This is a genomic window from Actinosynnema sp. NPDC002837, from assembly GCF_040295345.1.
Classification (GTDB): Bacteria; Actinomycetota; Actinomycetes; order Mycobacteriales; family Pseudonocardiaceae; genus Actinosynnema.
Genome location: NZ_JBEOVG010000024.1, coordinates 69,095 through 91,364 on the forward strand (window position 1 = coordinate 69,095; position 22,270 = coordinate 91,364).

Consider the following 22,270-nt stretch of genomic DNA (forward strand, 5'->3'; position numbering starts at 1 on the left):
GCCGCCCCGGGTCCGATCGCGGGCCGGATCCTCCGAACGGCCCCGCGAGCCGCACTCGCGTCGGCATACTGTCGGCCATGATCGACACCGCGGCCATGGCCGGTTTCTTCGCCGCCCACGGCGTCTGGAGCGTCTCGGAGGGCGAAACCCTGATCCCGCTCATCGGCTACGAGCGGCCCGACGGCGAGCGCGGCATGGACCGCTACATGGTGGCGGACGACGTGGGTCGGTCCGTGCAAGCCGCCCAGGAAGCGTTGGAGGCAAACGAACACGGCGCCACGCGTGCCGTCCTGGTCGCCGACGCCTACCTCAACATGGACTGGGGGCGCACGGACGCGCTGATCGTGCGCGCGGTGGAACACGGCCTGACCCCGGGCGCGATGGAGCTGGCCGTCCCGTACTCCCCGCCGACGGACACCACGCCGTTCACGGTGTACCGCTTGCAGATCATCGAGGTCACGGGCTTCGCGGACCAGGACTACGACACGCTCGCCGACGCGTTCTTCAGCGGCGTCGACTCGCACGAGCAGGCGGCCGAGGTCTGGAACGCCCACCTCGACCAGTCCTGACCGCCCTCACCCGGCGAGGAGCTCCCGCGCCAGGGCCTCGCCCCACCACCGCTCCACCCGGTCGGGGCGCCAGGCCCGCTCGACGGTGAGCGTCGTGTACACGTCGATGTTGCACAGCGCCGCGTAGACGTCGACGGCCGACCGCACGTCCAAACCGGACCGCAGGGTGCCGTCCGGCCAGGACGAGAACACCTGCGCGCGGGTCTCGTCGCCACCCCGGCGGCCCTCCTCGTACGCCGCCGCCAGCGCGGGCTCCGTCCGGCCCGCCTCGCGCACGAGCGCGATGACGTCACCCGAGCGCTCGAACAGCCGCCGGTCGTAGGCCGCCATCGCGGCGAGCTGCCGCGCCGGACCGGCCGACGCGTCCTCCAGCACGCCCAGCGCCGCCGCCGGGTCGGCGGAGATGTCCGCCGCGTCGGCGACGGCCCGCACGAGCCCCGCCTTGTCGCCGTACGCCGCGTACACCGTGGGAACCGACACCTCCGCCTCCTCGGCCACGGCCCGCACCGTCGTCGCCGCCCACCCCTGCGCGACGAAGAGCCTGCGCGCCGCACGCGCGATCTCGGCCCGCGTCTCGCGCGCCTGCGCGACCCGCCGCAACGAGTCGTACCGCCGCTTGCCCGTCTCGCCCACGCCCACCTCTTGATGCTAGCTATATTGATTATATGTCACGTAAAACCAAAGTGGTCGAACCGGCACCGACCAGCGCGTTCGGGCGCATCGCGGGCTTCTCCGGCCTCGGCTTCGCCGCCCTGATCGTCCTGGCCAACGCCATCATGGTGCCCACCGGCCTGCCGACGACCGGCGCGGACGCCGCCGACGTCATCGCCTACTTCCCGGCCAACCGGGGGGTGGTCGGCGTCGCGTCCGCCCTGACCCCGGCGGCCTGGGCGCTGTCCACCGTCTTCGCCGCGGGCGCGGTGGCGGCGCTGTGGCGGTCCGACCGCGGGCGCGGCGAGGCGTGGTCGCTGGTCGGGTTCGCCGGCGTGCTGCTGCAGAACGGCGCGTTCGCCGCCGTGACCGCACTCCGCCTGGCCGTGGCCGACGACCCCGGCGGCGCCCTGTGGTCTCTGCACGAAGCCCTGTTCACGCTCAACGGCGTGTTCCTGGCGCTGGCGCTGGTCGGCTTCTCCGTGGGCGGGCGGCACGCCGGCCTCATCCCGGCGTGGCACGCCCGGCTCGGCCTGCTGTCGGCCGCGTTGCTGTTCACCTCGGCCACCCTGACCCCGCTCGTCGTCGACGGCCCGGGACCGCTCGGGCTCCTGGGCCTCGCCGGCTGGCTGCTGTGGGTGGCGTGGGTGGTCGCCTACTCCGCCGCCCTCATCCGCCGACGCGTGCCCGACGTCCGGCCGTCGCCCGTGCCGTGACGTCGTGCAACTGATGGGTTGCACGATTGTGGGGGGACGTGCAACTATCGGGTTGCACATAATGGCGGCGGCTGAAGGAGCCCTTTCATGAGCGAGGACCGGATCGAGCGCGACACGCTGATCGACGCCTCCGTCGAGCGCGTCTGGTCGCTGGTGTCCGCACCGGGCTTCTGGGTGGCCGACCCGGAGCGCCTCGAAGCCACCACCGCCGTCGAAGGCGAGTCGGTGGTGGCCAAGAACTCCGAGCACGGCGACTTCCCGGTGCGCGTGGTGAAGGTGGAGCCGCACTCGTACATCGCGTACCGGTGGGCCCCGGCCTTCCCCGGTCAGGAGCTGACCGAGGGCAACAGCACCCTGGTGGAGTTCACGCTGTCCACCGAGGGCGACAAGACCCGCCTCACCGTGGTCGAGAGCGGGTTCGCCGCGCTGGCGGTCTCCGAGGACGTGCGCGCGCGGACGATCGACAACAACGCCGCCGGCTGGCCGCAGGTGCTCGACGCGTCGAGGAAGCGCGTCGAGGAGTCGGCTGTGTGACCGCGGAACCGGACGGCGAGGTGGAGGAGGTCGGCAACGTCCTCGTCGCGCTGGCCGACCCCACCCGCCGCCGCCTGCTCGACCTGCTCGTCGCGCACGACGCGGTCACCGCGACGACGCTCGCCGCGCGCCTGCCCGTCTCCCGGCAGGCGATCGTCAAGCACCTCGCCGTCCTGGACGCCGCCGGCCTCGTCGTCGGCCACCGGGTCGGACGCGAGGTGAGGTACTCGCTGCGCCCCGCCGGGCTGGACGCCACCACGCGGTGGATGTCCGCGCTGGCGACCGGCTGGGACCGCCGGTTGGCGGTCATCAAGCGGGCCGCCGAGGCGTGAGCACACCGGGCGCCGCGGTCCGGACCCGCCACGAACCCGGAACTCGTGGCCGCACCACGACAACCCTCAGGAAAGGGCACGCATCGTGACTGCCGAGACGTCCTCCCCGCCGCGGTTCAGCGGCAGGCAGCGGGTCGTCCTCCTCGTCCTGCTCGGCGCGGCCTTCGTCTTCGCCGCCGACTACTCGATCCTGAACGTCGCCCTGCCGCAGGTCGGCGCCGGCGTCGACATGGGCCTGACCCAGCTGCCGTGGATCGTGTCCGCGTACACGCTGCCCGCGGCCGGTTTCATGCTGCTGGCCGGTCGGTTGGCGGACCTGTTCGGCCGGCGCAGGCTGTTCCTCGCGGGCCAGGTCCTGCTGGCCGCGGCATCGCTGCTCGGCGGTCTCGCGACCAACCCGGAGGTGCTGCTGGCCGCCCGCGCGTTGCAGGGGCTCTCCACCGCCATGGCCATTCCGGCGGGACTGTCGCTCATCACGACGACGTTCCCCGAGGGCAAGGCGCGCGCCCGCGCCCTCGGCCTCAACGGCGCGATCCTCTCCGGCGGCTTCACCGCGGGCGCGCTGCTCGGCGGCGTCCTCGTCAGCCTGCTGAGCTGGCGGGCCGCGTTCTTCGTCAACATCCCGTTCGCCCTCGCCATCCTGATCGCCACGCCCCTGCTGATCGGCGAGAGCAGGACGCCGGACCGGCAGCGGCTCGACGTGCCGGGCGCGGTGACGGTCACCGGAGGTCTGCTGGCCGTGGTCTACGCGATCATCGAGAGCAGCCTCGTGGCCGCCGCCCTCGGCGTGGTGCTGCTGGGCGTCTTCTGGGTGGTCGAGTCGCGGTCGTCCGCGCCGCTGGCGCCGGTGCGCTTCCTCAGGAAGCACACGGTGCTGTGGGGCAACTACGCGGGTTTGGTGATCTTCTCCATGGAGACCGGCATGATCTTCCTGATGACGCTGCACCTCCAGGACGTGCTGGAGTTCAACCCGGTGATCACGGGTCTCGTCTTCGGCGTCCCGGGTCTCGCGGCCGTGTTCGCGGGTCCCGTCGCCGGTCGGCTCATCGGCAAGCACGGCGCCCGGAACGTCCTGACCACGGCGTTGGCCCTGCAGGCCCTGACGATCCTCCCGCTGGTGTTCCTCGGCGCGAGCCGGCTCGGGCCGGTGCTGCTGGTGCCGGCGCTGTTCCTCGGGTTCTTCGCGCACGTCGCGTGCATCGTGGCGTACACGGTGATCGGCACCTCGGGCCTGCCGGACGAGGAGCAGGGCCTGGCGACCGGCCTGACCTCGATGACGCAGCAGGTGGCCATCACCGTCGGCGCGCCGATCATGGTCGCGGTCGCCGCCACCCAGGCCGACCGGTTGGCGGGCACCCACCTCGCGCTCGGGGTGAACGTGGCGGTGACGCTCGTGAGCGTGGCCCTCATCCGGTTCGGGCTGCGCCCCCGTGCCGAGGAGAGCCGCACCCCGGCCCTGGCGACCGCGGCGGCGGCCTGACCACGACTTCCCGCGAACGAAGGAGATCCGACATGACGACGCTCAAGCCCGGCAGCGTGTTGCTCGGCACGACCCGGCCCGCCGAGCTGCGGGCGTGGTACACCAAGGCGTTGGCGCCGGGGTCCACCGGTGACGGCCCGATCGACCTGGGCGGCTTCCTGCTCGTCGTCGACGGTCGGGAGGACGTCGAGGCGAAGAACCACGAGCCGGGTCGCGTGATCATGAACTTCCACGTCGACGACTTCGACGCCGCGCAAGACCAGCTGGACGCGGCCGGCGTGGAGTGGATCTCGATCGCGGACCGGGAGGCGGGCAGGTTCGGCACGTTCGCCGACCCGGACGGCAACCACCTCCAGATCATCATGTGGAAGAAGGACGCCTGAGCGCGGACGTGCCCGGCCGGCGGTGGTCGCCGGCCGGGCACGTGGCCGTTCGCCCGGAGCTGTTCGCCGTTCGCCCGGAACGGGTCAGGCCGCCGGGTGGATCGAGGTCTCCGTGATGCTCGTCCAGTCGTTGCCGGTGTTGCCGTAGCCGACGACCCGCACGTAGCGGGCCGAGGTGTCGGGGAGGTCGTAGGTCTCGGGCCGGAGCGTCGTGCCCGAGCTGGAGCCGGCGAACCGGTCGGTCCACGCGGTCCCGTCGGCCGAGGTCTGGATCCGGAAGTCGTGCCGCCGGGTGTCACCCTTGTGCCAGGCCACCTCCACCGAGCCGACCGCGCGGGCCGAACCGAGGTCGTACCGGATCCACACGCCGTCGCCCTCGTCCGACCACCGGGTGGTCGGGTCGCCGTCGAGGGTGTTGCCCGGCACGTTCCCGTCGTGCCCGCTCGCGGTGACCGCCGAGACCGGCAGCGGCGTGCCGGTCGGTGGCTCGGGCTGCGGATCGGGCTGGGGCGTGCCGCTGTCGCCCAACGTCACCTTGTGGATGATCGTCTCGCCGTAGTTGCTCGCGCCGCACGGGCTGGAGTTGCCGCAGTTGGCCTGCGTGTAGGCGCCCGCCTTGAAGTAGCCCGTGCTGAAGGATGCGCTCAACGTCGCCGCCGGCGCGCCGTTGTAGAAGGCGTTGATCTTGCCGCCGGACACCACGAACTTGACCTGGAACCGCGTGTTCAGCCGGAAGTCGTCGGTCACCAGCTTGTAGTGCGCGTCGTCGCCGTTGGTGACGTAGAGCTTGCTGCCCTCGACCCGGAACACGGAGATGTCGTCGTCACCGCCGTGGATCTGGCCGACGACCAGGTGCGGCTTGTCGTTCGGCAACCGCGTGACGGTCTGGTCGACGGTCATCACGTGCGTCCCGGACGTGGACGACCAGGCCGCGTTCCGCGTCCCGTCCATCTCCCGCAACTCGGACCGGGGGTACTTCGACCCGCTGGTGGTGACCCCGTTCACCGCCGCCCGGAACCGCACCCCGGCGCACCCGGCGTCGGCCACGAACCAGGGGTCGACGCGGTAGTTCGCCAGCGCGGGCTGCTTGACCTCGTCCGGATCCTCCTCCCCGCCGATCGGCAGCTGGATCTTCCAGTCGCGCAGGTCCAACACCTGGGCCGGGAAGTCGCACGCCGCGGCCACCGACCCCGGCGCCACCCCGACCAACGCACCGGCCGCCACCGTGCCGGCGGCCAACAGTCCAAGAACTCGTCCCATGTGGCCATCGTGCTGACCGGGATCCCGACCGGACGGCCCTTGTCGCCTTCCTGCCACCGATCCCGGCGGTCTCACGGCCGGCGGTGGAGGTCGAGCCCGGTCGTCCCCGGCGCCTCCGCGCCCGGCAGCAGCCGCATGTCGCGGCCGTAGTCGCCGACGAGCGGCCGGAACGGGACCGGTTCGTCGGTGAAGAGCCCGTCCAGCCGACGCCCGTACTCCCGCCGCGCCGCCGCGTACGCCTCCGCCGGCAGGTCGACCGTGCCGTAGACCGCGAACGGTTCGAGCGGTGTCATGCCGGTGAACCACAGCATGCCGTGCTGGATCGGGAAGAGGACGTCCGCCAGCGCGCCGTGGACGCCCCGGTCGGTGAACGCCGACGCACGGGCGCCGATCGTCACCGACAGCAGCGCGCGCCGTCCGCCCAGCGCGGCGCCCTCGGTGTAGGGCGGTGGGACCGCCGGGCCGTGCGCGAAACCGTTGGTGAAGACCCGGTCGACCCAGCCCTTGAGGATCGCGGGCAGGGAGAACCACCACATGGGGAACTGCAGGACGACGGCGTCCGACCAGCGCAGCTTCTCCTGCTCGGCCGCGACGTCGGGCGTCAGCCGACCCGCCAGCGTGGCCCGCTCGTGCTCGGCCAGCACGTCCAGCGGCCCGTCGCCGGTGTGGTCCGGGACGTCGTCGGCGTCCACGGTCGACTTCCACTTCATCGCGTAGAGGTCGGACACCCGCACCTCGTGACCGGCCGCGAGCAGGTGCTCGACCGCGAAGGAGGTCAGCGCCCCGGTGAGCGACCGCGGTTCCGGGTGCGCGCTGACGACGAGGATCTTCTTCGTGCTCATGCCGCTACGGTCGCCGGTCCGCGGCGCGGCAGCCAGCACCCGGTCCATCCGGCGGTCCGGCGATCCTGGTACCGCCAGGGCCAGGGAATACTGGGAGGCATGGACGGCGTGGACGACCGCACCGGGGGCGTCGAGGGGATCGGTGACGCGCGGCGCGCGCTGGGCGCGTTCCTGCGCGCCCGTCGGGCACGTGTCGCCCCGGAGCACGTCGGCCTGGCCGGCGGCCGTCGGCGACGGGTCCGCGGCCTGCGCCGCGAGGAGCTGGCCCAGCTGGCGGGCATCAGCGTGGACTACTACGTGCGCCTGGAACAGGGCCGTGCCACCCAGCCGTCACCCGAGGTGCTGGACTCGCTGGCCCGGGCGCTCGGCCTCGACGCGGCCGAGCGCGCGCACCTGACCACCCTCGTCGAAGCCAGGCACGGCGCCGCGCCCAGCGCCCGCGTCAGCCCGTTGCTGGGGCGGATCGTGGCCGCGGTGGGCGACTTCCCGGCGTTCGTGACGAACCACCGCCTCGACGTGGTCGCGTGGAACGGCCTGGGCAGCGAGCTGTTCGGCGGCCTGGCCGACCCCGCCCGCCGCGACCGCAACAACGCGAGGTACCTGTTCCTGGACCCGGCCTCGCGTGCCCTCCACCCGGACTGGGACGCCCGGGCCGCGGAGGCCGTCGGCCAACTCCGGGTCGCCGCGGGCCGCTACCCGGACGACGGCGACCTGGCCGCGCTGATCACCGACCTGTCCGCCCGCAGCCCCGACTTCCGCCGGATCTGGGCCAGTGGCGAGGTGGTGGTCTGCGGCGCCGGACGCAAGCGCCTCCGTCACCCCGAGGCGGGAATCCTCACGCTGGACTACGAGACCCTCCACGTGCCCGCCACCTCCGGCGAGACCGGCCTCCTCGTGCACGTCTTCAGCGCCGAGGAGGGCACCGACGAATCCGCCGCGCTCGCCCACCTGGCCGCCGCGGTGTGACCCGACCTCGGGCCGCGTCCGGGGTGCGGCTCCGCCGGGTCGGCACGTCAGCCTGAACCCGGGTCCACGCCCGCCCGGACGGCCGGACCGTGGCGACCGACGACTTCCAGGTCACCTCGCCGCCCTGACCCCGGCCTCCGCGTCACCGAGCGTGGCCAGGACCGCGCAAGCCGCCACCGCCGGCACCTCCGGTCATGCTTGTGAACGCTCACTCATGCCACTCGCGCGGCACCTGGCCGTGTAGATCGCTGTGCGCGATCTCTTGACGGTCGTCTCTGTTAACGCTCACACTCCCCGGTGGCAACGCTGGCTTTTTCCTACGGCGGTGGAACTCAGAGTGGAGCACCCCTCATGACGACAGCGCAGCGGTCGGTCGCGAGACCCGGCCGACGGTGGATCAGCGCCCTGGTGGCCGCGGCTCTGCCGGTGTCCCTCGGGGTCGCGCTCTCCGCGGTGACCGCCCCCAGCGCGGGGGCGGTCGAAGGAGAGACGTGGACCGACGACTTCGCCTCGACGACGCTCCGCCCGGAGTGGGAGGTCGTCAACGAGGACCCGGCCGGCTGGTCCCTCCGCGACGGATCCCTGCGGGTCACCGGCCAGACCGGTGACACCTACCAGGCGGTCAACACGGCGCGGAACGTGTTCATGGTCGACATCCCGGCGGGCGACTTCACCGCCGAGGTGACCGTGCGCGCCCAGGTCGCCAAGACCTACCAGGGCGCCGGGCTGATCGCCTGGCGGGACATGGACAACTACGTCCGCTCGGGCCTGACCTTCGTGGGCGCCCTGGCCCCGTCCGGGATCGCGATCGAGAACGACGTCGAGACCGCCGCGGTCTTCCGCGCCGAGCGGTTCGTCGACCGGCCGGGCTCGACCGGCGAGACGTTGCAGCTGCAGCGGGTCGGCGACACCATCACCACCCGGTACAAGGACGCCTCCGGGACGTGGGTGGACGCCTCGGCGGTCACCGCCGGGTTCCAGACGACCCAGGTCGGCGTCTACGCCTTCGGCGCGCTGGACGGCACGACGCTCGCCGCCGCGTTCGACGACTTCCGGGTCACCGCGGCCGCGGGCCGCGACGTCCAGCCCGGCGGCACGTTCTCGATCAAGGACGCCGGCGGCGCCCACCTGGTCGAGACCGACGCCGGTCTGGCCCTCTCGCCCGAGCCGCCGCTGTCCGCCCTGGTCTTCACCGCGGCCGCCCAGGCCGACGGCACGGTCCACCTGCGCACCGCCGAGGGCGACCGCCCGGTCGTCGTCACCGACGGCCGCCTCGCGCTCGGCCAGACCGGCGGCGCGGCCACGCCCGTGCGGCTGACCGACGCCGCGGGCGGCGAGCTCTTCCTGCGCGACGCCGAGGGCACCGGCTACGCGGGCGGCACGGGCCCGCTGGTGTTCGGCGCCAAGGCCTCCGCCGTCCGCTTCAAGCTCGCCCAGGTCAGCACGTCCGACGCGGAGCTGGCGATCGACGGCGACGCGTCCGCCGCGCAGATCAGCGACACGATGTTCGGCATCTTCTACGAGGACATCAACTACGCCGCCGACGGCGGCCTGTACGCCGAGCTGGTGCGCAACCGGTCGTTCGAGTTCAACTCCTCGGACAACGGCAGCTTCACCGGCATGACCGGCTGGGAGGTGGTCAACGGCGGCGGCACGGCCCCGCAGGCGCTCGTCGTCGACGACGACACCCGGCTCAACGCGCTGAACCGCAACCACTTCCGGCTGGTCGCCGACGGTCCCGGCGACGGCCTGCGCAACCTCGGCTACAACCGCGGCTTCGCGGTCAAGGCGGGCGCGACGTACGACGCCTCGGTCTGGGCGCGGACCACGACCGCGCAGGACCTCGCGATCCGGCTCGTCAGCGCCGACGGAGCCGTCACCTACGCCGAGGGCTCCGTGGCCGTCGACGGTTCGGACACCTGGAAGCAGTACCCGGTGACGCTCACCGGCACCGCCACCACCGACGCGGCCAGGCTGGTCGTCACGGCGGGCGCGGCCTCGGTGGTCGGCCTCGACATGATCTCGCTGATGCCGCAGGACCGCTGGGTCGGCCCGGTGAACGGCAAGTCGGTCCTGCGCAAGGACCTGGCCGAGAAGGTCGCCGCGATGAAGCCGACGTTCCTGCGCTTCCCCGGCGGCTGCGTCACCAACGTCGGCACGTTCCGCACCTACGAGGAGAGCGGCTACACCGACCGGCGCCGCACCTACCAGTGGAAGGAGACCATCGGCGCGGTCGAGGAACGCCCGACCAACTGGAACTTCTGGGGCTACAACCAGTCCTACGGCATCGGCTACCTGGAGTACTTCAAGTTCGCCGAGGACCTCGGCGCCGAGCCGCTGCCCGTGGTGTCGGTGGGCGCCAACGGCTGCGGCAGCACCATCCCCGAGATGAAGGACCCGGCGATGATCGCCCGGTGGGTCGACGACACCCTCGACCTGATCGAGTTCGCCAACGGCGACGTCACCACCGAGTGGGGCGCCAAGCGGGCCGCGCTCGGCCACCCGGAGCCGTTCGGGCTGGAGATGATCGGCCTGGGCAACGAGGAGAACACCACCACGTTCGAGGCGAACTTCCCGGCCTTCCGGGACGCCATCGAGGCGCGGCACCCGGAGATCACCATCATCTCCAACTCCGGCCCGGACGACGCGGGCGCGCGGTTCGACACCCTGTGGGACTACAACCGCCGCCAGAACGTCGACATGGTCGACGAGCACTACTACAACGACCCGGACTGGTTCCTGCTCAACCACCACCGCTACGACAGCTACGACCGCAACGGCCCCAAGGTGTTCCTGGGCGAGTACGCCTCGCGCGGCAACACCTTCCGCAACGCCCTGGTCGAGGCGTCGTACATGACGGGCCTGCAGCGCAACGCCGACGTGGTCCGGCTGGCGTCCTACGCGCCGCTGCTGTCCAACGAGTCGTACGTGCAGTGGAACCCGGACGCGATCTGGTTCGACAACGACGAGTCCTGGAACACCCCCAACTGGGAGGTGCAGAAGATGTTCGGCAACAACGTCGGCGACGAGGTCGTGCCGAGCACCTTCACCGGCTCGGTGAACCAGTCGGTCGTCAAGGGCGGCATCTTCCTGTCCACCTGGAACACCGCGGCGGCCTACGACAACGTCAAGGTCACCTCGAACGCCAACGGCGAGACGCTGTTCTCCGACGACTTCGCCAACGGCGACCAGTGGAACCCGGTCGCGGGCAGCTGGGGCGTCACCAACGGCCAGTACGTGCAGTCGTCCACCACGACCACGGACGCGCGCAGCATCATCGACGACGCGTACGCGAAGGGCTGGACGAACTACACCCTGGAGCTCGACGCCAAGAAGACCGCCGGCGCCGAGGGCTTCCTCATCGGGTTCGGCGCCAAGGCCACCAACGACTTCTACTGGTGGAACCTCGGCGGCTGGAACAACACCCGCTCGGTGCTGCAGAAGGCGTCGGGCGGCAGCGCGGTCGAGGTCAAGTCGGTCGAGGGCCACAGCGTGGCCACCAACGCGACGTACCGCGTGAAGGTCGTCGTCGCGGGCAACACGATCTCGCTGTACCTCAACGGCGAGCTGCAGATGACCTACGAGTCCGGCGCCGACGAGAAGCTGTTCCAGGTCGTCACGCGGGACGAGGCGAGCGGCGACATCGTGGCCAAGGTGGTCAACACCTCCGACGAGACCGTCCGCACGCGGGTCAAGGTCTCGGACGCGGGCGTGCTGCCCGACGGCGAGGTCACCCAGATGACGGGCGCGCCGGGTGACACCAACACCAAGGCCGACCCGACCAACGTGGTGCCCACGACCCGGCAGATCGGCGGGCTGTCGAACGACTTCGGCTACGACTTCCCCGCTCAGTCGATCACGTTCCTGCGGATGCACACCACCGACGCCGTCGCCCCCGTCGTCGACGACGTGACGCTGCACGGCACGACCGCCAACGGCTGGTACGGCGACCCGGTCACCGTGTCGGCGACCGCCACCGACGACCGCCGGCTCGACCGGATCGAGTTCCGCGTCGACGGCGGCGCGTGGCTCACGCACGCCGACGCGAAGGTCCAGGTCAGCGGCGACGGCCGGCACACCGTGGAGGTGCGCGCCGTGGACGCGGCGGGCAACGTCGGCGCGGTCCGCCCGGTGACGTTCGGCATCGACGGCGTCGCTCCGGTCTCCAACGCCACCGTGGACGCCGCCGCGCGCACCGTGACGGTCCGCGCGGCGGACTCCGGGGTCGGTGTCGACCGGATCGAGACCCGGATCGGCACGGCCGACTGGCAGCCGTACACGGCTCCGGTCGTGGTCGGCGACGCCGAGACCGCGGTGCTGTTCCGCGCGGTCGACCGGCTGGGCAACGTCGAGGAGCCCGGCACCGTCGTGGTGCCCGCGAAGCAGGCGCAGCTGAAGTCGACCACGACCACCGTGACGCCGTCGAAGCCGAAGGCCGAGCGGGGCGCGGTCATCCCGCTGACCGTGAAGGTCGGCACCTCCGGCGGCACGACGCCGTCCGGCGAGATCCGAATCCTGGAGTCGTCCGTGCCCCTGGCATCAGCGACCTTGACCAACGGGACCGCCACGGTGTCGCTCGACACCAGCGGCCTGAGCGTCGGTGACCACACCCTCGTCGTGCGGTACGCCGGCGACGGCGGGCACAGCCCATCGCAGACCAGCGTGGTCGTGCGGATCACCAAGCCGCGGAGAGGGTGAACGGGATGAAGATCGCACTGCGGAAGCGGACCACCCTCGCGCTGCTGGGCGCCGCGCTCCTGGCGGGCGGGCTCACCGCCACGACCGCCCACGCGGCCGAACCGGGCCGGACGGCCTCGTACGCGGTGGAGGAGACGGCGCAGGCGGCGGTCGACGCCGTCGTGCTGACCGACGCCGACGGCGTCCGGGGGAACCTCACCCTGCCCCTGACCGGCGCCCATGGCGCGGCGCTGGCGTGGCGCTCGGGCAACGAGAGCGTCGTGACCGGCACGGGTGAGGTCACCCGGCCGGCGCGGGGCAGCGAGCCGGTGACGGTGGACCTGACCGTCACCGCCACGCTCAACGGCGGCACGGCGACCCGCACGATCCCGGTCACCGTGCTCCCGCTGCCCGCCCCGGCGGCCCACGAGGCGTACTTCTTCCCGTACTTCGTCGGCGAGAGCACCGACGACGGCGAGAAGATCTACTTCGCCGCGTCGAAGGGCAACGACCCGTTGTCGTGGGACGAGCTGAACAACGGCCGTCCCGTGCTCACCTCGACCATGGGTGAGAAGGGCCTGCGCGACCCGTTCCTCATCCGGTCGCACGAGGGCGACAAGTTCTTCCTGCTGGCGACCGACCTGAAGATCTACGGCGGCAACAACTTCAGCGAGGCGCAGGAGTCCGGCAGCAAGCACCTGGTGGTGTGGGAGTCCACCGACCTGGTGCACTGGTCGGAGCAGCGGATGATCAAGGTGTCGTCGGACTTCGCGGGCAACACCTGGGCGCCCGAGGCGTTCTACGACGAGGCGTCGGGCGACTACGTCGTCTACTGGGCGTCGAACCTGTACCCGACGACCGACGTCACCTCCCGCGACTTCCGGACCTCCTACAACCGGATGATGTACGCGACCACGCGCGACTTCCGCACGTTCAGCGAGGCGAAGCCGTGGGTGGACGTCAAGCGGGGCACCGGTCTGGGCATGATCGACGCGACCGTGGTGCGCGACGGCGACACGTTCTACCGGTTCATCAAGGACGAGGCGTCCATGACGGTCCGGCAGGAGAAGTCGACCGACCTGCTGGCCACGGTCACCGGGGCGCTGCCGACCACGACGTCCTCGCCGTGGTCCCTGGTCCGCGAGCGCATCGGCGTCGGCCAGCCCAACCCGTGGGGCGGGACGTTCACCGGCGGCGAGGGCCCGACGGTGTTCCGCGACAACGTGGTGCCGGGGCGCTGGCACATGCTGATCGACCAGCCGAGCTACCACGGCGGTCAGGGGTACTTGGCGTTCCGGACCGACGACATCGCCTCCGGTGTCTGGACGTCGGTCCCGGGCTCGGCGCTGCCGCGCAGCCCGCGGCACGGCACGGTCATCCCGATCAGCCAGGCCGAGCTGGACGTGCTGCGCGCGGCGATGCAGCCGAACCTGCTGGCCGAGTCGGTCGCGTCGGTGTCGGTGCGCACCCGTGAGGGCGTCGCCCCCGTGCTGCCGTCCACTGTGGACGTGACCTACGCGGACGGCTCGACCCGGGCGACCGCGGTCGACTGGGCCGACGTGGACCCGGCGCGGTACGCGTCGTGGGGTTCGTTCCAGGTCGAGGGCGCGTTGGTGGGCCAGGCGCTCCGCCCGGTGGTGACGGTGATCGTGACCGACCGCCTGGACCCGACGGTGTCGTTGAGCACGACGCCCGCCTCGCCGACCGGCGACTGGTTCACCATCCCGGTCGAGGTGAAGGCCACGGCCGCCGACGAGACCGGCGTGCAGTCGGTCGAGCTCGCGGTGGACGGCGGCTGGCGGACCACCGACGTGGTGACGCTGACCGACGGCAGGCACACCGTGCAGGCGAGGGCGACCGACGTGACCGGGAACGTGTCCAGCCCGGTGACCCGGGAGGTCCACGTCGACACGCAGGCGCCGGTCAGCCGTGCTTCGTGGAACGGCACGGCCCGTTCCGTGATCATCGTGGCCGCGGACGACACCTCCGGCGTCGCACGGGTCGAGTACCAGGTCGGCGACTCGGCGTGGACGACGTACACCTCGCCGCTGCCGTTCGGCGACGTCGCCGCGACGGTGCGGTACCGGGCCGTCGACCAGGCCGGCCACGTCGAGCAGGTCAACACGATCTCCGTGCCGCGGGAGACCCTCGACGCGAGCACCACGACCGCCACCCTCAACCGGGACGCGGTCAAGCCGGGCGGCGACGCCTCCGCCCGGGTCGAGGTCGAGGGCGGCCCGCACACCCCGACGGGGGTCGTCCGCATCATCTCGGGCGGTGACCTGGAAGTCGGCCGTGCCACCCTGGTGAACGGCCGCGCCACCGTCGCCATCGACACGGCCGCCCTCGGCACGGGTCGCTGGCAGCTGACCGTCGTCTACGACGGCGACGCCAACCACACCACGTCCACCACGACCGTCGTCCTGAAGGTCAACAAGCGCTAGGTGCTCGTCGAAGCGGTCGTCCCGGAATCCACCGGGACGACCGCTTCTCCATGTCCGCGGACCCGACCGGTCGCTAGGATCTGCCACGTGGACCTGGACGACACCGCCGCCCGACTCGGGGTCGCCGTCGAGGACGTCGATCGCGTGCACCGGCTCGCCGGCGACCTGCCGTCGGCTCCGCTGCCCGCCAAGGCCGACGCGCCCGCCATCCTCGACCGCCTCGCGGTGCGGCCGGACGACGCCGCCGAGATCATGGCCGGCTGGCCCGACCCCGGCTCTCCACTGTGGACCCCGGAGCTGCGCTGGCTCCTCGACCGCTCGATCGCCCTGGTCCGCGCCGACCTCGGCGGCCACGGCTGGCTCCCGCCCGGCCCGGAGCTGCCGCGCGACCGCGGCCCCGCCTGGCGGCACCTCTACGCGTACGCGTACCTGGCCCTGACCGGCGTCGTCCGGGGGTACCACCGCGACCACGGCATCGCCGACGCCGTCTCGTGGGCAACCCTCGCCGACCTGGGCCGGAACCTCGCGATCGACCGGCGGATGCGCGGCGAGGGCTGGCCGGTCATGCAGAGCTGGCTGACGCTGCACGCGCGCGGCAGCGTCTACGAGCTGGGCCGGCTGCAGCACCAGCGCGGCGACGGCGCCGTCGACCTGCACGTCCCCGAGTCGGGGCCGCTGACCCCGGAGGCGGTCGACGAGTCGCTCGACGAGGCCCGCGCCTTCTTCCCGCGCCACTTCCCCGACGAGCACTTCACCGCCTTCGCCTGCGGCTCGTGGCTGCTCGACCCGCAGCTGCGCGAGTACCTGCCGGAGGACTCCAACATCGTCCGGTTCCAGCGGAGGTTCGACCTGGAGCCCTACGAGGAGCCGGAAGGCCTCGACGCCGACGTCGAAGTGCTGCGCTTCGCATTCCGAACCCTGACCACCCCACTGGACCAACTACCCCGCCGCACCGCCCTGCAACGCGCCATCGTCGACCACCTGAAGGCCGGCCATCACTGGCAATGGCGCCGCGGCCGCTTCCCGCTCTAGCCCGTCCGGACAGACGACTAAGGCCCTTGACCGGCTTCGCGCTGGTCAAGGGCCTTTCGTGGTGGAGCCCCCGACAGGATTCGAACCTGCGCACTCGGCGATCATGCGTCTAACGTGCGGATTTGGGTGTACAGGTCGTGTGCCGGTTCGTGTCTACAGGGTCGAACCGGCACCTCCGCAGTGCCACGTTTTCGTCGGGCCGCTCAGGCTCCGAGTGCGTTCTACGTCAGGTTTGGATCGGAGCCTCAACGTCCGAAGTTATCGGTCGAGTGTGGTGTTGAAGTGGGCGGTCTGGATCAGCACCGGTTTGCGGCCTTTGCGGACCAAGGTGCCGCGACCCGGTGGTTGCGGGGCCAGGTATGTGCCGGGCCAGGACGAGGTGGAAGCCGAGGTCGCGGGACTGGGGGAGGAATTCGATCAGTGGGGCGGGGGGCCTGGGCCTCCGGTGGTGGAAGGCCGGGTCGTAGTCGTCGCAGAGCACCACGATCTCCGGTCCCTTCCACCACGACCGGTCGCGGAGTTCGGCCGGGGTGATGCTGGAAGCCACTGAAGCACAACTCCAAGCCAAGATCACAACGCTCTGCGCCGTCATCACCGAACTCACCCACGAAACCGCGACCAACAACGTCCTCACGATGCCGAGCCGGAGACACCGCGATGCCTGAACCGATCACACCGTCAACAGGGACGCTGCGGTTCGGTCCTTCGTCGAACCCGGTATCGCAGTCACAGGTAGTCGCGCCAGAACGACACAGTGGCCTGCGGCGACCAGCCGTCCGGGTGCTCGGGCCGGGGTTCCTCGAACTCTTGGTTGACGTAGTCGACCAGGTCAGCGCCGTAGTAGATGATGTCCGTTCCCCACATGGACAGAACCGGGTGTCCGAACGTGCCGCGTCCTGCCGGCAGAAACCGATGCGCATAGATCGGGACCATCCTGGGCGCATCCGCCAACAACCGTCGAGCCACCGCCACCGCTGCCTCAGGGGTGTCCGGCCGCGCGCCCCAGGCGGGATTCCAGTGCCCGCTGCTCTCAACCGCCCGCAATACGCCCTCGACCGGAAAGTCGAGCTGCTCATGGAGCTCGTCGGGGTCGCCGTCACGCCACTCGGGCCACGGCTTCTCCCAGGCATAGCTGACCCCCGGTTCCGGCTCGCGAGGGCTGTTCAGTGGCAACCCCGCCGCGAGGAACGCTCGATGGTCGTCAGCGAACTCGAAACCGTATGCGCCCTCGATGTCGGCGAACTCCGCATCGGTCAACCCAGGCGCGATCTCGCAGCAACCCAGCTCAGCCAGACGACGCGCGGCCATCATCCCCAGACTGACGTCCTCACCCCTCGTCACAGAGGAACCCTAACGCCAATGCCGCTTAGTTAAGGGCGGGGTGTGCCTGTCAAGGCTGGTGAGATGGCAACGGAGTTCCTGCTAGAACAGTGTCGACCAAGATCACTGAAGTGCAGGAACTCCGTTGGATCTCCAGTCTGTCATCGCCCCTGTCCGCAACGTGGCGGGGGGCCGGTTCGCGCCGGGTCATCTGGGTGAGCTGACCCGGGTGGTCCCGTTCGAGATGGTCGACGACGTCCTGGCCACGACCGGCAGAACGCAGGCCAGGGTCCGTGATCTGCCCTCCCGGGTGGTGGTCTATCTGCTGTTGGCGGCCGGGTTGTTCGGCGAGGTGGGCTACCGGCAGGTGTGGGCCAGGCTGGTCGCGGGTCTGGACGGGGTGCCGGTGGCGATGCCGACGTCCTCGGCGTTGGCCCAGGCCCGCCGCCGGGTCGGGGCGGCCCCGTTACGGGCGTTGTTCGCCCTGGTGGCCGGTCCGGCGGCCGGGATCGCCCGCTGGCGGGGGCTACTGGTCTGCGCGATCGACGGCACCACCATGTCGATACCGGACAGTCGGGCGAACCTGGCCGTCTACGGTCGGCAGACCGGCTCGCACGGCGGGTCGGGCTATCCGCTGCTGCGGCTGGTCGCGGTGGTCGCCTGCGGCACCCGCACCGTGATCGACGCGGTGTTCGGACCGATCTCGGTCGGGGAGACCACGCAGGTGCCACGCCTGCTGCGGTGCCTGCGGCCGGGGATGCTGCTGTTGGCCGACCGCAACTTCGCCGTCGCCGACCTGGTCACCGGGATCGCCGTCACCGGGGCGGACCTGCTGATCCGCTGCAAGAACGGCCGCCCACTGCCCGACCTCGACGTGCTGTCCGACGGCTCCCGGCTCTCCAGGCTGGGCGGCATCGCGGTCCGGGTGGTCGATGCCGACGTCACCGTCACCCTGACCGGTGGAACACGGCACACCGGCCACTACCGGCTGGTCACCACCCTGCTCGACCACCACCGCCACCCCGCCCGCGACCTCGTCGCCCTCTACCACCGGCGCTGGGAGATCGAGACCGCCTACCTGGAACTGAAATCGACCATCCTGGGCGGACGGGTCCTGCGCGCCCGCACCCCCGAAGGCGTCGACCAGGAGGTCCACGCCCTACTGGTCACCTACCAGGCTCTGCGGATCGCCATGGCCGACGCCACCGCCCACCATCCCGCGATCCCACCGGACCGGGCCGGGTTCACCGTCGCCCTGCACACCGCCCGAGACCAGGTCGTCCACGCCGCCGGAATCATCACCGACACCACGGTCGACCTGGCCGGACGCATCGGTCGGGCCGTGCTCGACAACCTGCTGCCGCCACGCCGGAGCCGGTCCTGCCCCCGCGTGGTCAAACGCGCCATCTCCAAACACCGCGCCAAAGGCCGCATCGACCGCACCAACCACCGCACGACCACCCACATCACGATCACAACCGGGTTGACAACCGATCCACCACCTTAACTACGCGGCATTGACCCTAACGCGTCAGGACGCCACCACGACCGACATGAGCTCTGGTCAGTCACCACGCCCGACACCACTGTCGGGCAGTGAATGGATGTGCGAGCCAATTGTCATCTCCGGGCGCTGACTATCTCGCCGTCGGCCGCGCCAAGCGCATCGCAGACCACTTCGGCGTGGCGATCGTGCTCGAACGCGGGCGGAACAACGCCGATGGTGTCCTGCACATCACCGGCCGCGACGTGGAAGAGGCCGGCCACGCACTGAGCTTCAACCCCGACAACGGCTCGTGGACCATGCTCGACGGCCTCGCGATCGATCACACCGCCGGTGACACCCGCGTCACGATCCTGCGCTATCTCCGCGAACACAGCGGCAGCACGCCCGCCCAGATCGCCACCGGTACGGGGCTGGACGCCGGGAACATCCGCCGCACGTGCGCCCGCATGCACGACGCCGGCCAGCTCACCAAGGACGCCACTAGTCGCTACTTCGCACCCCTGCTCTGACGAGGTGGGACAGCCAACCGGCCAGGAGCTGTCCGCCTGTCCCACCCTGCCTCATCTACGACCTGCGGCACGCGGCGGTGTCGACGTGGCTCAACGGGGGAGTGCCCGCGGTGACGGTCGCAGAGTGGGCCGGGCATTCGGCGGAGGTGCTGTTGAAGATCTACGCCAAGTGCCTGGACGGGGAGGCGGCAGCGGTCCGGCAGCGGGTTGAGGCTGCTCTGGGGTACCGGCCGAAGGGCTAGAACTTTGGGACGTATTGGGCACAGACATCGTAGGCGGCCGGATGTCACCGGACACGGCCGGACAGACGAGTAAGGCCCTTGACCGGCTTCGCGCTGGTCAAGGGCCTTACGTGGTGGTGCCCCCGGCAGGATTCGAACCTGCGCACCCGCCTCCGGAGGGCGGTGCTCTATCCCCTGAGCTACGGGGGCCGCAGCTACGGGTGGAAGCTTAGCGCACGTCCGCCGGCGGGTTTCACCCCCTACCCTCTTGGGTTGTGCAGACGTGGGGTGAGCGGGTGGTGCAGGGGGATGACCTGGCGATTCGGGTGGTCGAAGGTGGGGTGGGTGGGGCGGTTCCCGTGGTGTTGGTGCACGGGTTCCCGGACACGTCAGAGGTCTGGGAGGGGGTGGCGGAGAGGCTGGGGGAGCGGTTCCGGGTGGTTCGGTACGACGTGAGGGGGACCGGTGGGTCGGGGGCGCCGGTCGGGGGTGGGAGTCAGGGGTACCGGCTGGAGCGGTTGGTCGCGGACCTCGTGGCGGTGGTGGGGGCGGTAGGTGGGCCGGTTCACCTGGTCGGGCACGACTGGGGGTCGTTGCAGGGGTGGGCGGCGGTGGCGGCTCGGCCCGACTTGTTCCTCTCGTTCACCAGCATTTCCGGGCCGGACCTGGGGCACCTCGGCGACTGGGTCAGGCGCAATCGCTTGCGGCCGGTCACGGTGGCGAAGGTGTTGGGAAAGTCCTGGTACATCGCGGGGTTCAAGGTGCCCGGTGCGGCGGAGCTGGTGTGGCGGGTGCCGGCGGTCCGGAAGTGGTTGCGGGCGGGGCGGCGGGAGCTGGTCAACGGGCTGGGGATGTACCGGGCCAACGTGGGGCGGGGGCGGAAGCCGGCGAAGGTCACCGTGCGGGTTCACCAGATCGAGTTGACCGAGGACCCGTACGTGAGGCGGGAGCACCTGGAGGCGGCGGAGCCCTGGGTCGAGGAGCTCACCCGGAGCCGGATCCGCGCCGGGCACTGGGCGCCGCGGACGCACCCGGAGCTGGTCGCACGGCACATCGAGGACGCCATCGACGGCAAGCGGCGGAAGCGGCTGGCGGTCATCACGGGTGCCGGTAGCGGGATCGGCAGGGCCACGGCGGTGGCCTTCGCCCACCAGGGCGCCGAGGTGGTCGTGCTCGACGTCGACGACGAGAAGGCGCGGGATACGGCCGAGCTGGTCGGTGGGCACGCGTACCGGGTCGACGTGGCGGACTCGGCCGCGATGACGGCGGTGGCGGCGGAAATCGAGGCACGGCACGGCGTGCCCGACGTGGTGATGGCGAACGCCGGCATCGGGCTGGCCGGGTCGTTCCTCCGCACGTCGGAGGAGGACTGGCGGCGGGTCGTGGACGTCAACCTCTGGGGCGTCGTGCACACGCTGCGGGCCTTCGCGCCGCGCATGGTCGACCGGGGCGAAGGCGGCAACCTCGTCGTCACGGCGTCCGCGGCGGGCTACTTCCCGACCGCCGCCCTGTCGGCCTACTCGACCACGAAGGCCGCCGTCCTGATGCTCGCCCAGTGCCTGGACGCCGAGCTGCGCGAGCACGGCGTCACCGTCACCGCGATCTGCCCCGGCGTCATCGACACCGACATCACCCGGACGTTCACGTTCGCCGGCGCGACCCCGGCCGAGCAGGACGAACAGCGCCGGAAAGCGACGAAGGCCTACCGGCGGCGCGGCTTCGGGCCGGAGAAGGTGGCGGCCGAAGTCCTCAAGGTGGTGGACCACCACAAAGCGGTGGTACCCGTCACCATGGAGGCGAAGGCGGCGCACCTGGGCAACCGCATCGCACCCGACCTGGTCCGCGCCCTGGGCCGGTTGTGGCGCCCCTGACAGTCGAGTTGCACTCATGCGCATGTGACTATATGTTCCGCTCATGGGTCACGGACACGGCCACGGTGTGTCGTCGGGGAGCGCCAAGCACCTCGGCCGGCTGTGGATCGCCTTCGGCATCGGCGCGGCGTTCATGGTGCTGGAGTTCGTCGTCGGCATCGCCACCGGCTCGCTGGCCCTGATCTCCGACGCGGCCCACATGCTCACCGACGTCCTGGGCGTCGGCATGGCGCTGGCCGCCATCATGCTGGCCCGCCGCGCGCGAACGGGCGGCAGCCGCACGTTCGGCCTCTACCGGGCCGAGGTGCTGGCCGCGCTGGCCAACGCCGTGCTGCTGTTCGGCGTGGCCGGTTACGTGGTGTACGAAGCCGTGGGGCGGTTCGGCAACCCGCCCGAGGTGCCCGGCCTGCCCGTCGTGCTGGCCGCCACCGCGGGCCTCGCGGCCAACGTCGTCTCGTTCTTCCTGCTCCGCCAGGGCGCGAAGGACAGCATCAACGTGCGCGGCGCGTACCTGGAAGTCCTGGCCGACCTCATCGGGTCGGTCGGCGTGCTCGTCAGCGGCGTCGTCACCCTGGTCTTCGGCTGGCGCTACGCCGACCCGATCATGGGTGTCGCGATCGGCCTCTTCGTCCTCCCGCGCACGTACAAGCTGGCCGCGAGCGCGCTGCGGATCCTCTTCCAGCACGCGCCCGAACGCCTGGACGTCGCCGAGATGCAGGCCGACCTGAGCCGCCTGCCCGGCGTGGCCGAGGCGCACGACCTGCACGTCTGGACGCTCACGTCGGGCATGGAGGTCGCCTCCGCGCACCTCACCACCCGCGACCACGTGGACCCGGCCGACGTGCTGCGCGCCGCGCAGGCGCTGCTGGCCGAGCGGTACCACATCGAGCACGCCACGCTCCAGGTCGAACCAGGAGATTCCGCGCGCAGGTGCCGCGAAATCTCCTGGTGACCCT

The 22,270-nt window shown here is 71.3% G+C and carries 20 protein-coding genes and 1 tRNA gene; 16 read left to right on the forward strand and 5 right to left on the reverse strand.

What is annotated here, in order from left to right; all coding sequences use genetic code 11:
* Positions 1 to 77 precede the first annotated feature (77 nt).
* Complete coding sequence (locus ABTZ99_RS19030; protein ID WP_498784726.1) at positions 78 to 569, forward strand: hypothetical protein; 492 nt, start codon at positions 78 to 80, stop codon at positions 567 to 569.
* A 6-nt stretch (positions 570 to 575) separates the two neighbouring features.
* On the opposite strand, the gene ABTZ99_RS19035 is transcribed toward ABTZ99_RS19030, so the two are convergent.
* Entirely contained in the window at positions 576 to 1,208 is a 633-nt protein-coding gene (locus tag ABTZ99_RS19035) for a TetR/AcrR family transcriptional regulator (protein ID WP_499612633.1), read from the reverse strand.
* Between the two features lie 26 nt (positions 1,209 to 1,234).
* Here ABTZ99_RS19035 and ABTZ99_RS19040 point away from each other — a divergent pair, with 26 nt between their 5' ends.
* From ABTZ99_RS19040 to ABTZ99_RS19060, 5 genes are all read left to right on the forward strand, one after another.
* Complete coding sequence (locus ABTZ99_RS19040) at positions 1,235 to 1,936, forward strand: hypothetical protein (RefSeq protein WP_499612635.1); 702 nt, start codon at positions 1,235 to 1,237, stop codon at positions 1,934 to 1,936.
* An 87-nt stretch (positions 1,937 to 2,023) separates the two neighbouring features.
* Positions 2,024 to 2,470 (forward strand): SRPBCC domain-containing protein, encoded by a 447-nt coding sequence (locus ABTZ99_RS19045; RefSeq protein WP_499612637.1) that lies wholly within the window; start codon positions 2,024 to 2,026, stop codon positions 2,468 to 2,470.
* Entirely contained in the window at positions 2,467 to 2,802 is a 336-nt protein-coding gene (locus tag ABTZ99_RS19050; protein WP_499612639.1) for an ArsR/SmtB family transcription factor, read from the forward strand. The genes ABTZ99_RS19045 and ABTZ99_RS19050 overlap by 4 nt, the downstream gene beginning before the upstream one ends.
* 85 nt (positions 2,803 to 2,887) lie before the next feature.
* Positions 2,888 to 4,282 (forward strand): MFS transporter, encoded by a 1,395-nt coding sequence (locus ABTZ99_RS19055; RefSeq protein WP_499612640.1) that lies wholly within the window; start codon positions 2,888 to 2,890, stop codon positions 4,280 to 4,282.
* Between the two features lie 32 nt (positions 4,283 to 4,314).
* Entirely contained in the window at positions 4,315 to 4,665 is a 351-nt protein-coding gene (locus ABTZ99_RS19060) for a VOC family protein (RefSeq protein WP_499612642.1), read from the forward strand.
* An 84-nt stretch (positions 4,666 to 4,749) separates the two neighbouring features.
* Here the strand turns inward: ABTZ99_RS19060 and ABTZ99_RS19065 are convergent, their stop codons facing one another.
* Both ABTZ99_RS19065 and ABTZ99_RS19070 read right to left on the reverse strand, forming a co-directional pair.
* Positions 4,750 to 5,925, reverse strand: coding sequence for a polysaccharide lyase family 7 protein (locus ABTZ99_RS19065; protein ID WP_498775205.1), 1,176 nt, complete (start codon positions 5,923 to 5,925; stop codon positions 4,750 to 4,752).
* 71 nt (positions 5,926 to 5,996) lie between these two features.
* Positions 5,997 to 6,767, reverse strand: a complete 771-nt coding sequence (locus ABTZ99_RS19070) for an NAD(P)H-dependent oxidoreductase (protein ID WP_499612644.1) — start codon at positions 6,765 to 6,767, stop codon at positions 5,997 to 5,999.
* Between the two features lie 99 nt (positions 6,768 to 6,866).
* On the opposite strand from ABTZ99_RS19070, the gene ABTZ99_RS19075 reads away from it, so the two are divergent.
* The 5 genes from ABTZ99_RS19075 to ABTZ99_RS19095 all read left to right on the forward strand — a co-directional run bounded on the left by ABTZ99_RS19075 (position 6,867) and on the right by ABTZ99_RS19095 (position 16,551).
* Complete coding sequence (locus ABTZ99_RS19075) at positions 6,867 to 7,733, forward strand: helix-turn-helix transcriptional regulator (protein WP_498775201.1); 867 nt, start codon at positions 6,867 to 6,869, stop codon at positions 7,731 to 7,733.
* A gap of 351 nt (positions 7,734 to 8,084) precedes the next feature.
* Positions 8,085 to 12,431 carry an alpha-L-arabinofuranosidase family protein gene (locus ABTZ99_RS19080; RefSeq protein WP_499612647.1) on the forward strand — a complete coding sequence of 1,449 codons (4,347 nt, stop codon included), beginning with the start codon at positions 8,085 to 8,087 and terminating at the stop codon, positions 12,429 to 12,431.
* A gap of 5 nt (positions 12,432 to 12,436) precedes the next feature.
* A complete protein-coding gene (locus ABTZ99_RS19085; RefSeq protein WP_499612649.1) occupies positions 12,437 to 14,854 on the forward strand; it encodes an OmpL47-type beta-barrel domain-containing protein in 2,418 nt (805 codons plus the stop codon).
* An 87-nt stretch (positions 14,855 to 14,941) separates the two neighbouring features.
* Positions 14,942 to 15,886: an acyltransferase domain-containing protein gene (locus ABTZ99_RS19090; RefSeq protein ID WP_498775195.1), complete on the forward strand. Its 945-nt coding sequence runs from the start codon at positions 14,942 to 14,944 to the stop codon at positions 15,884 to 15,886.
* Positions 15,887 to 16,416: 530 nt separating this feature from the next.
* Entirely contained in the window at positions 16,417 to 16,551 is a 135-nt protein-coding gene (locus ABTZ99_RS19095) for a hypothetical protein (RefSeq protein ID WP_499612651.1), read from the forward strand.
* A 61-nt stretch (positions 16,552 to 16,612) separates the two neighbouring features.
* Here ABTZ99_RS19095 and ABTZ99_RS19100 read toward each other — a convergent pair whose 3' ends face one another.
* Positions 16,613 to 17,227: a hypothetical protein gene (locus tag ABTZ99_RS19100; RefSeq protein WP_499612653.1), complete on the reverse strand. Its 615-nt coding sequence runs from the start codon at positions 17,225 to 17,227 to the stop codon at positions 16,613 to 16,615.
* Positions 17,228 to 17,351: 124 nt separating this feature from the next.
* Here ABTZ99_RS19100 and ABTZ99_RS19105 point away from each other — a divergent pair, with 124 nt between their 5' ends.
* From ABTZ99_RS19105 to ABTZ99_RS19115, 3 genes are all read left to right on the forward strand, one after another.
* Entirely contained in the window at positions 17,352 to 18,713 is a 1,362-nt protein-coding gene (locus ABTZ99_RS19105) for an IS4 family transposase (protein WP_499612655.1), read from the forward strand.
* 176 nt (positions 18,714 to 18,889) lie between these two features.
* A complete protein-coding gene (locus ABTZ99_RS19110) occupies positions 18,890 to 19,222 on the forward strand; it encodes a winged helix-turn-helix transcriptional regulator (protein WP_499612657.1) in 333 nt (110 codons plus the stop codon).
* 110 nt (positions 19,223 to 19,332) lie between these two features.
* The gene (locus ABTZ99_RS19115; protein WP_499612659.1) at positions 19,333 to 19,464 is read left to right on the forward strand and encodes a hypothetical protein; all 132 of its coding nucleotides are present in this window, start codon (positions 19,333 to 19,335) and stop codon (positions 19,462 to 19,464) included.
* A gap of 114 nt (positions 19,465 to 19,578) precedes the next feature.
* On the opposite strand, the gene ABTZ99_RS19120 is transcribed toward ABTZ99_RS19115, so the two are convergent.
* Positions 19,579 to 19,653: transfer RNA gene (locus ABTZ99_RS19120), tRNA-Arg, on the reverse strand.
* A 65-nt stretch (positions 19,654 to 19,718) separates the two neighbouring features.
* Between ABTZ99_RS19120 and ABTZ99_RS19125 the strand changes: the two genes are divergently transcribed.
* Together ABTZ99_RS19125 and ABTZ99_RS19130 are read left to right on the forward strand one after the other, a co-directional pair.
* On the forward strand, positions 19,719 to 21,314 hold the full coding sequence (locus ABTZ99_RS19125) for an SDR family oxidoreductase (protein WP_499612661.1): 1,596 nt from the start codon (positions 19,719 to 19,721) through the stop codon (positions 21,312 to 21,314).
* 43 nt (positions 21,315 to 21,357) lie between these two features.
* A complete protein-coding gene (locus ABTZ99_RS19130) occupies positions 21,358 to 22,266 on the forward strand; it encodes a cation diffusion facilitator family transporter (protein ID WP_498775189.1) in 909 nt (302 codons plus the stop codon).
* Positions 22,267 to 22,270 lie beyond the last annotated feature (4 nt).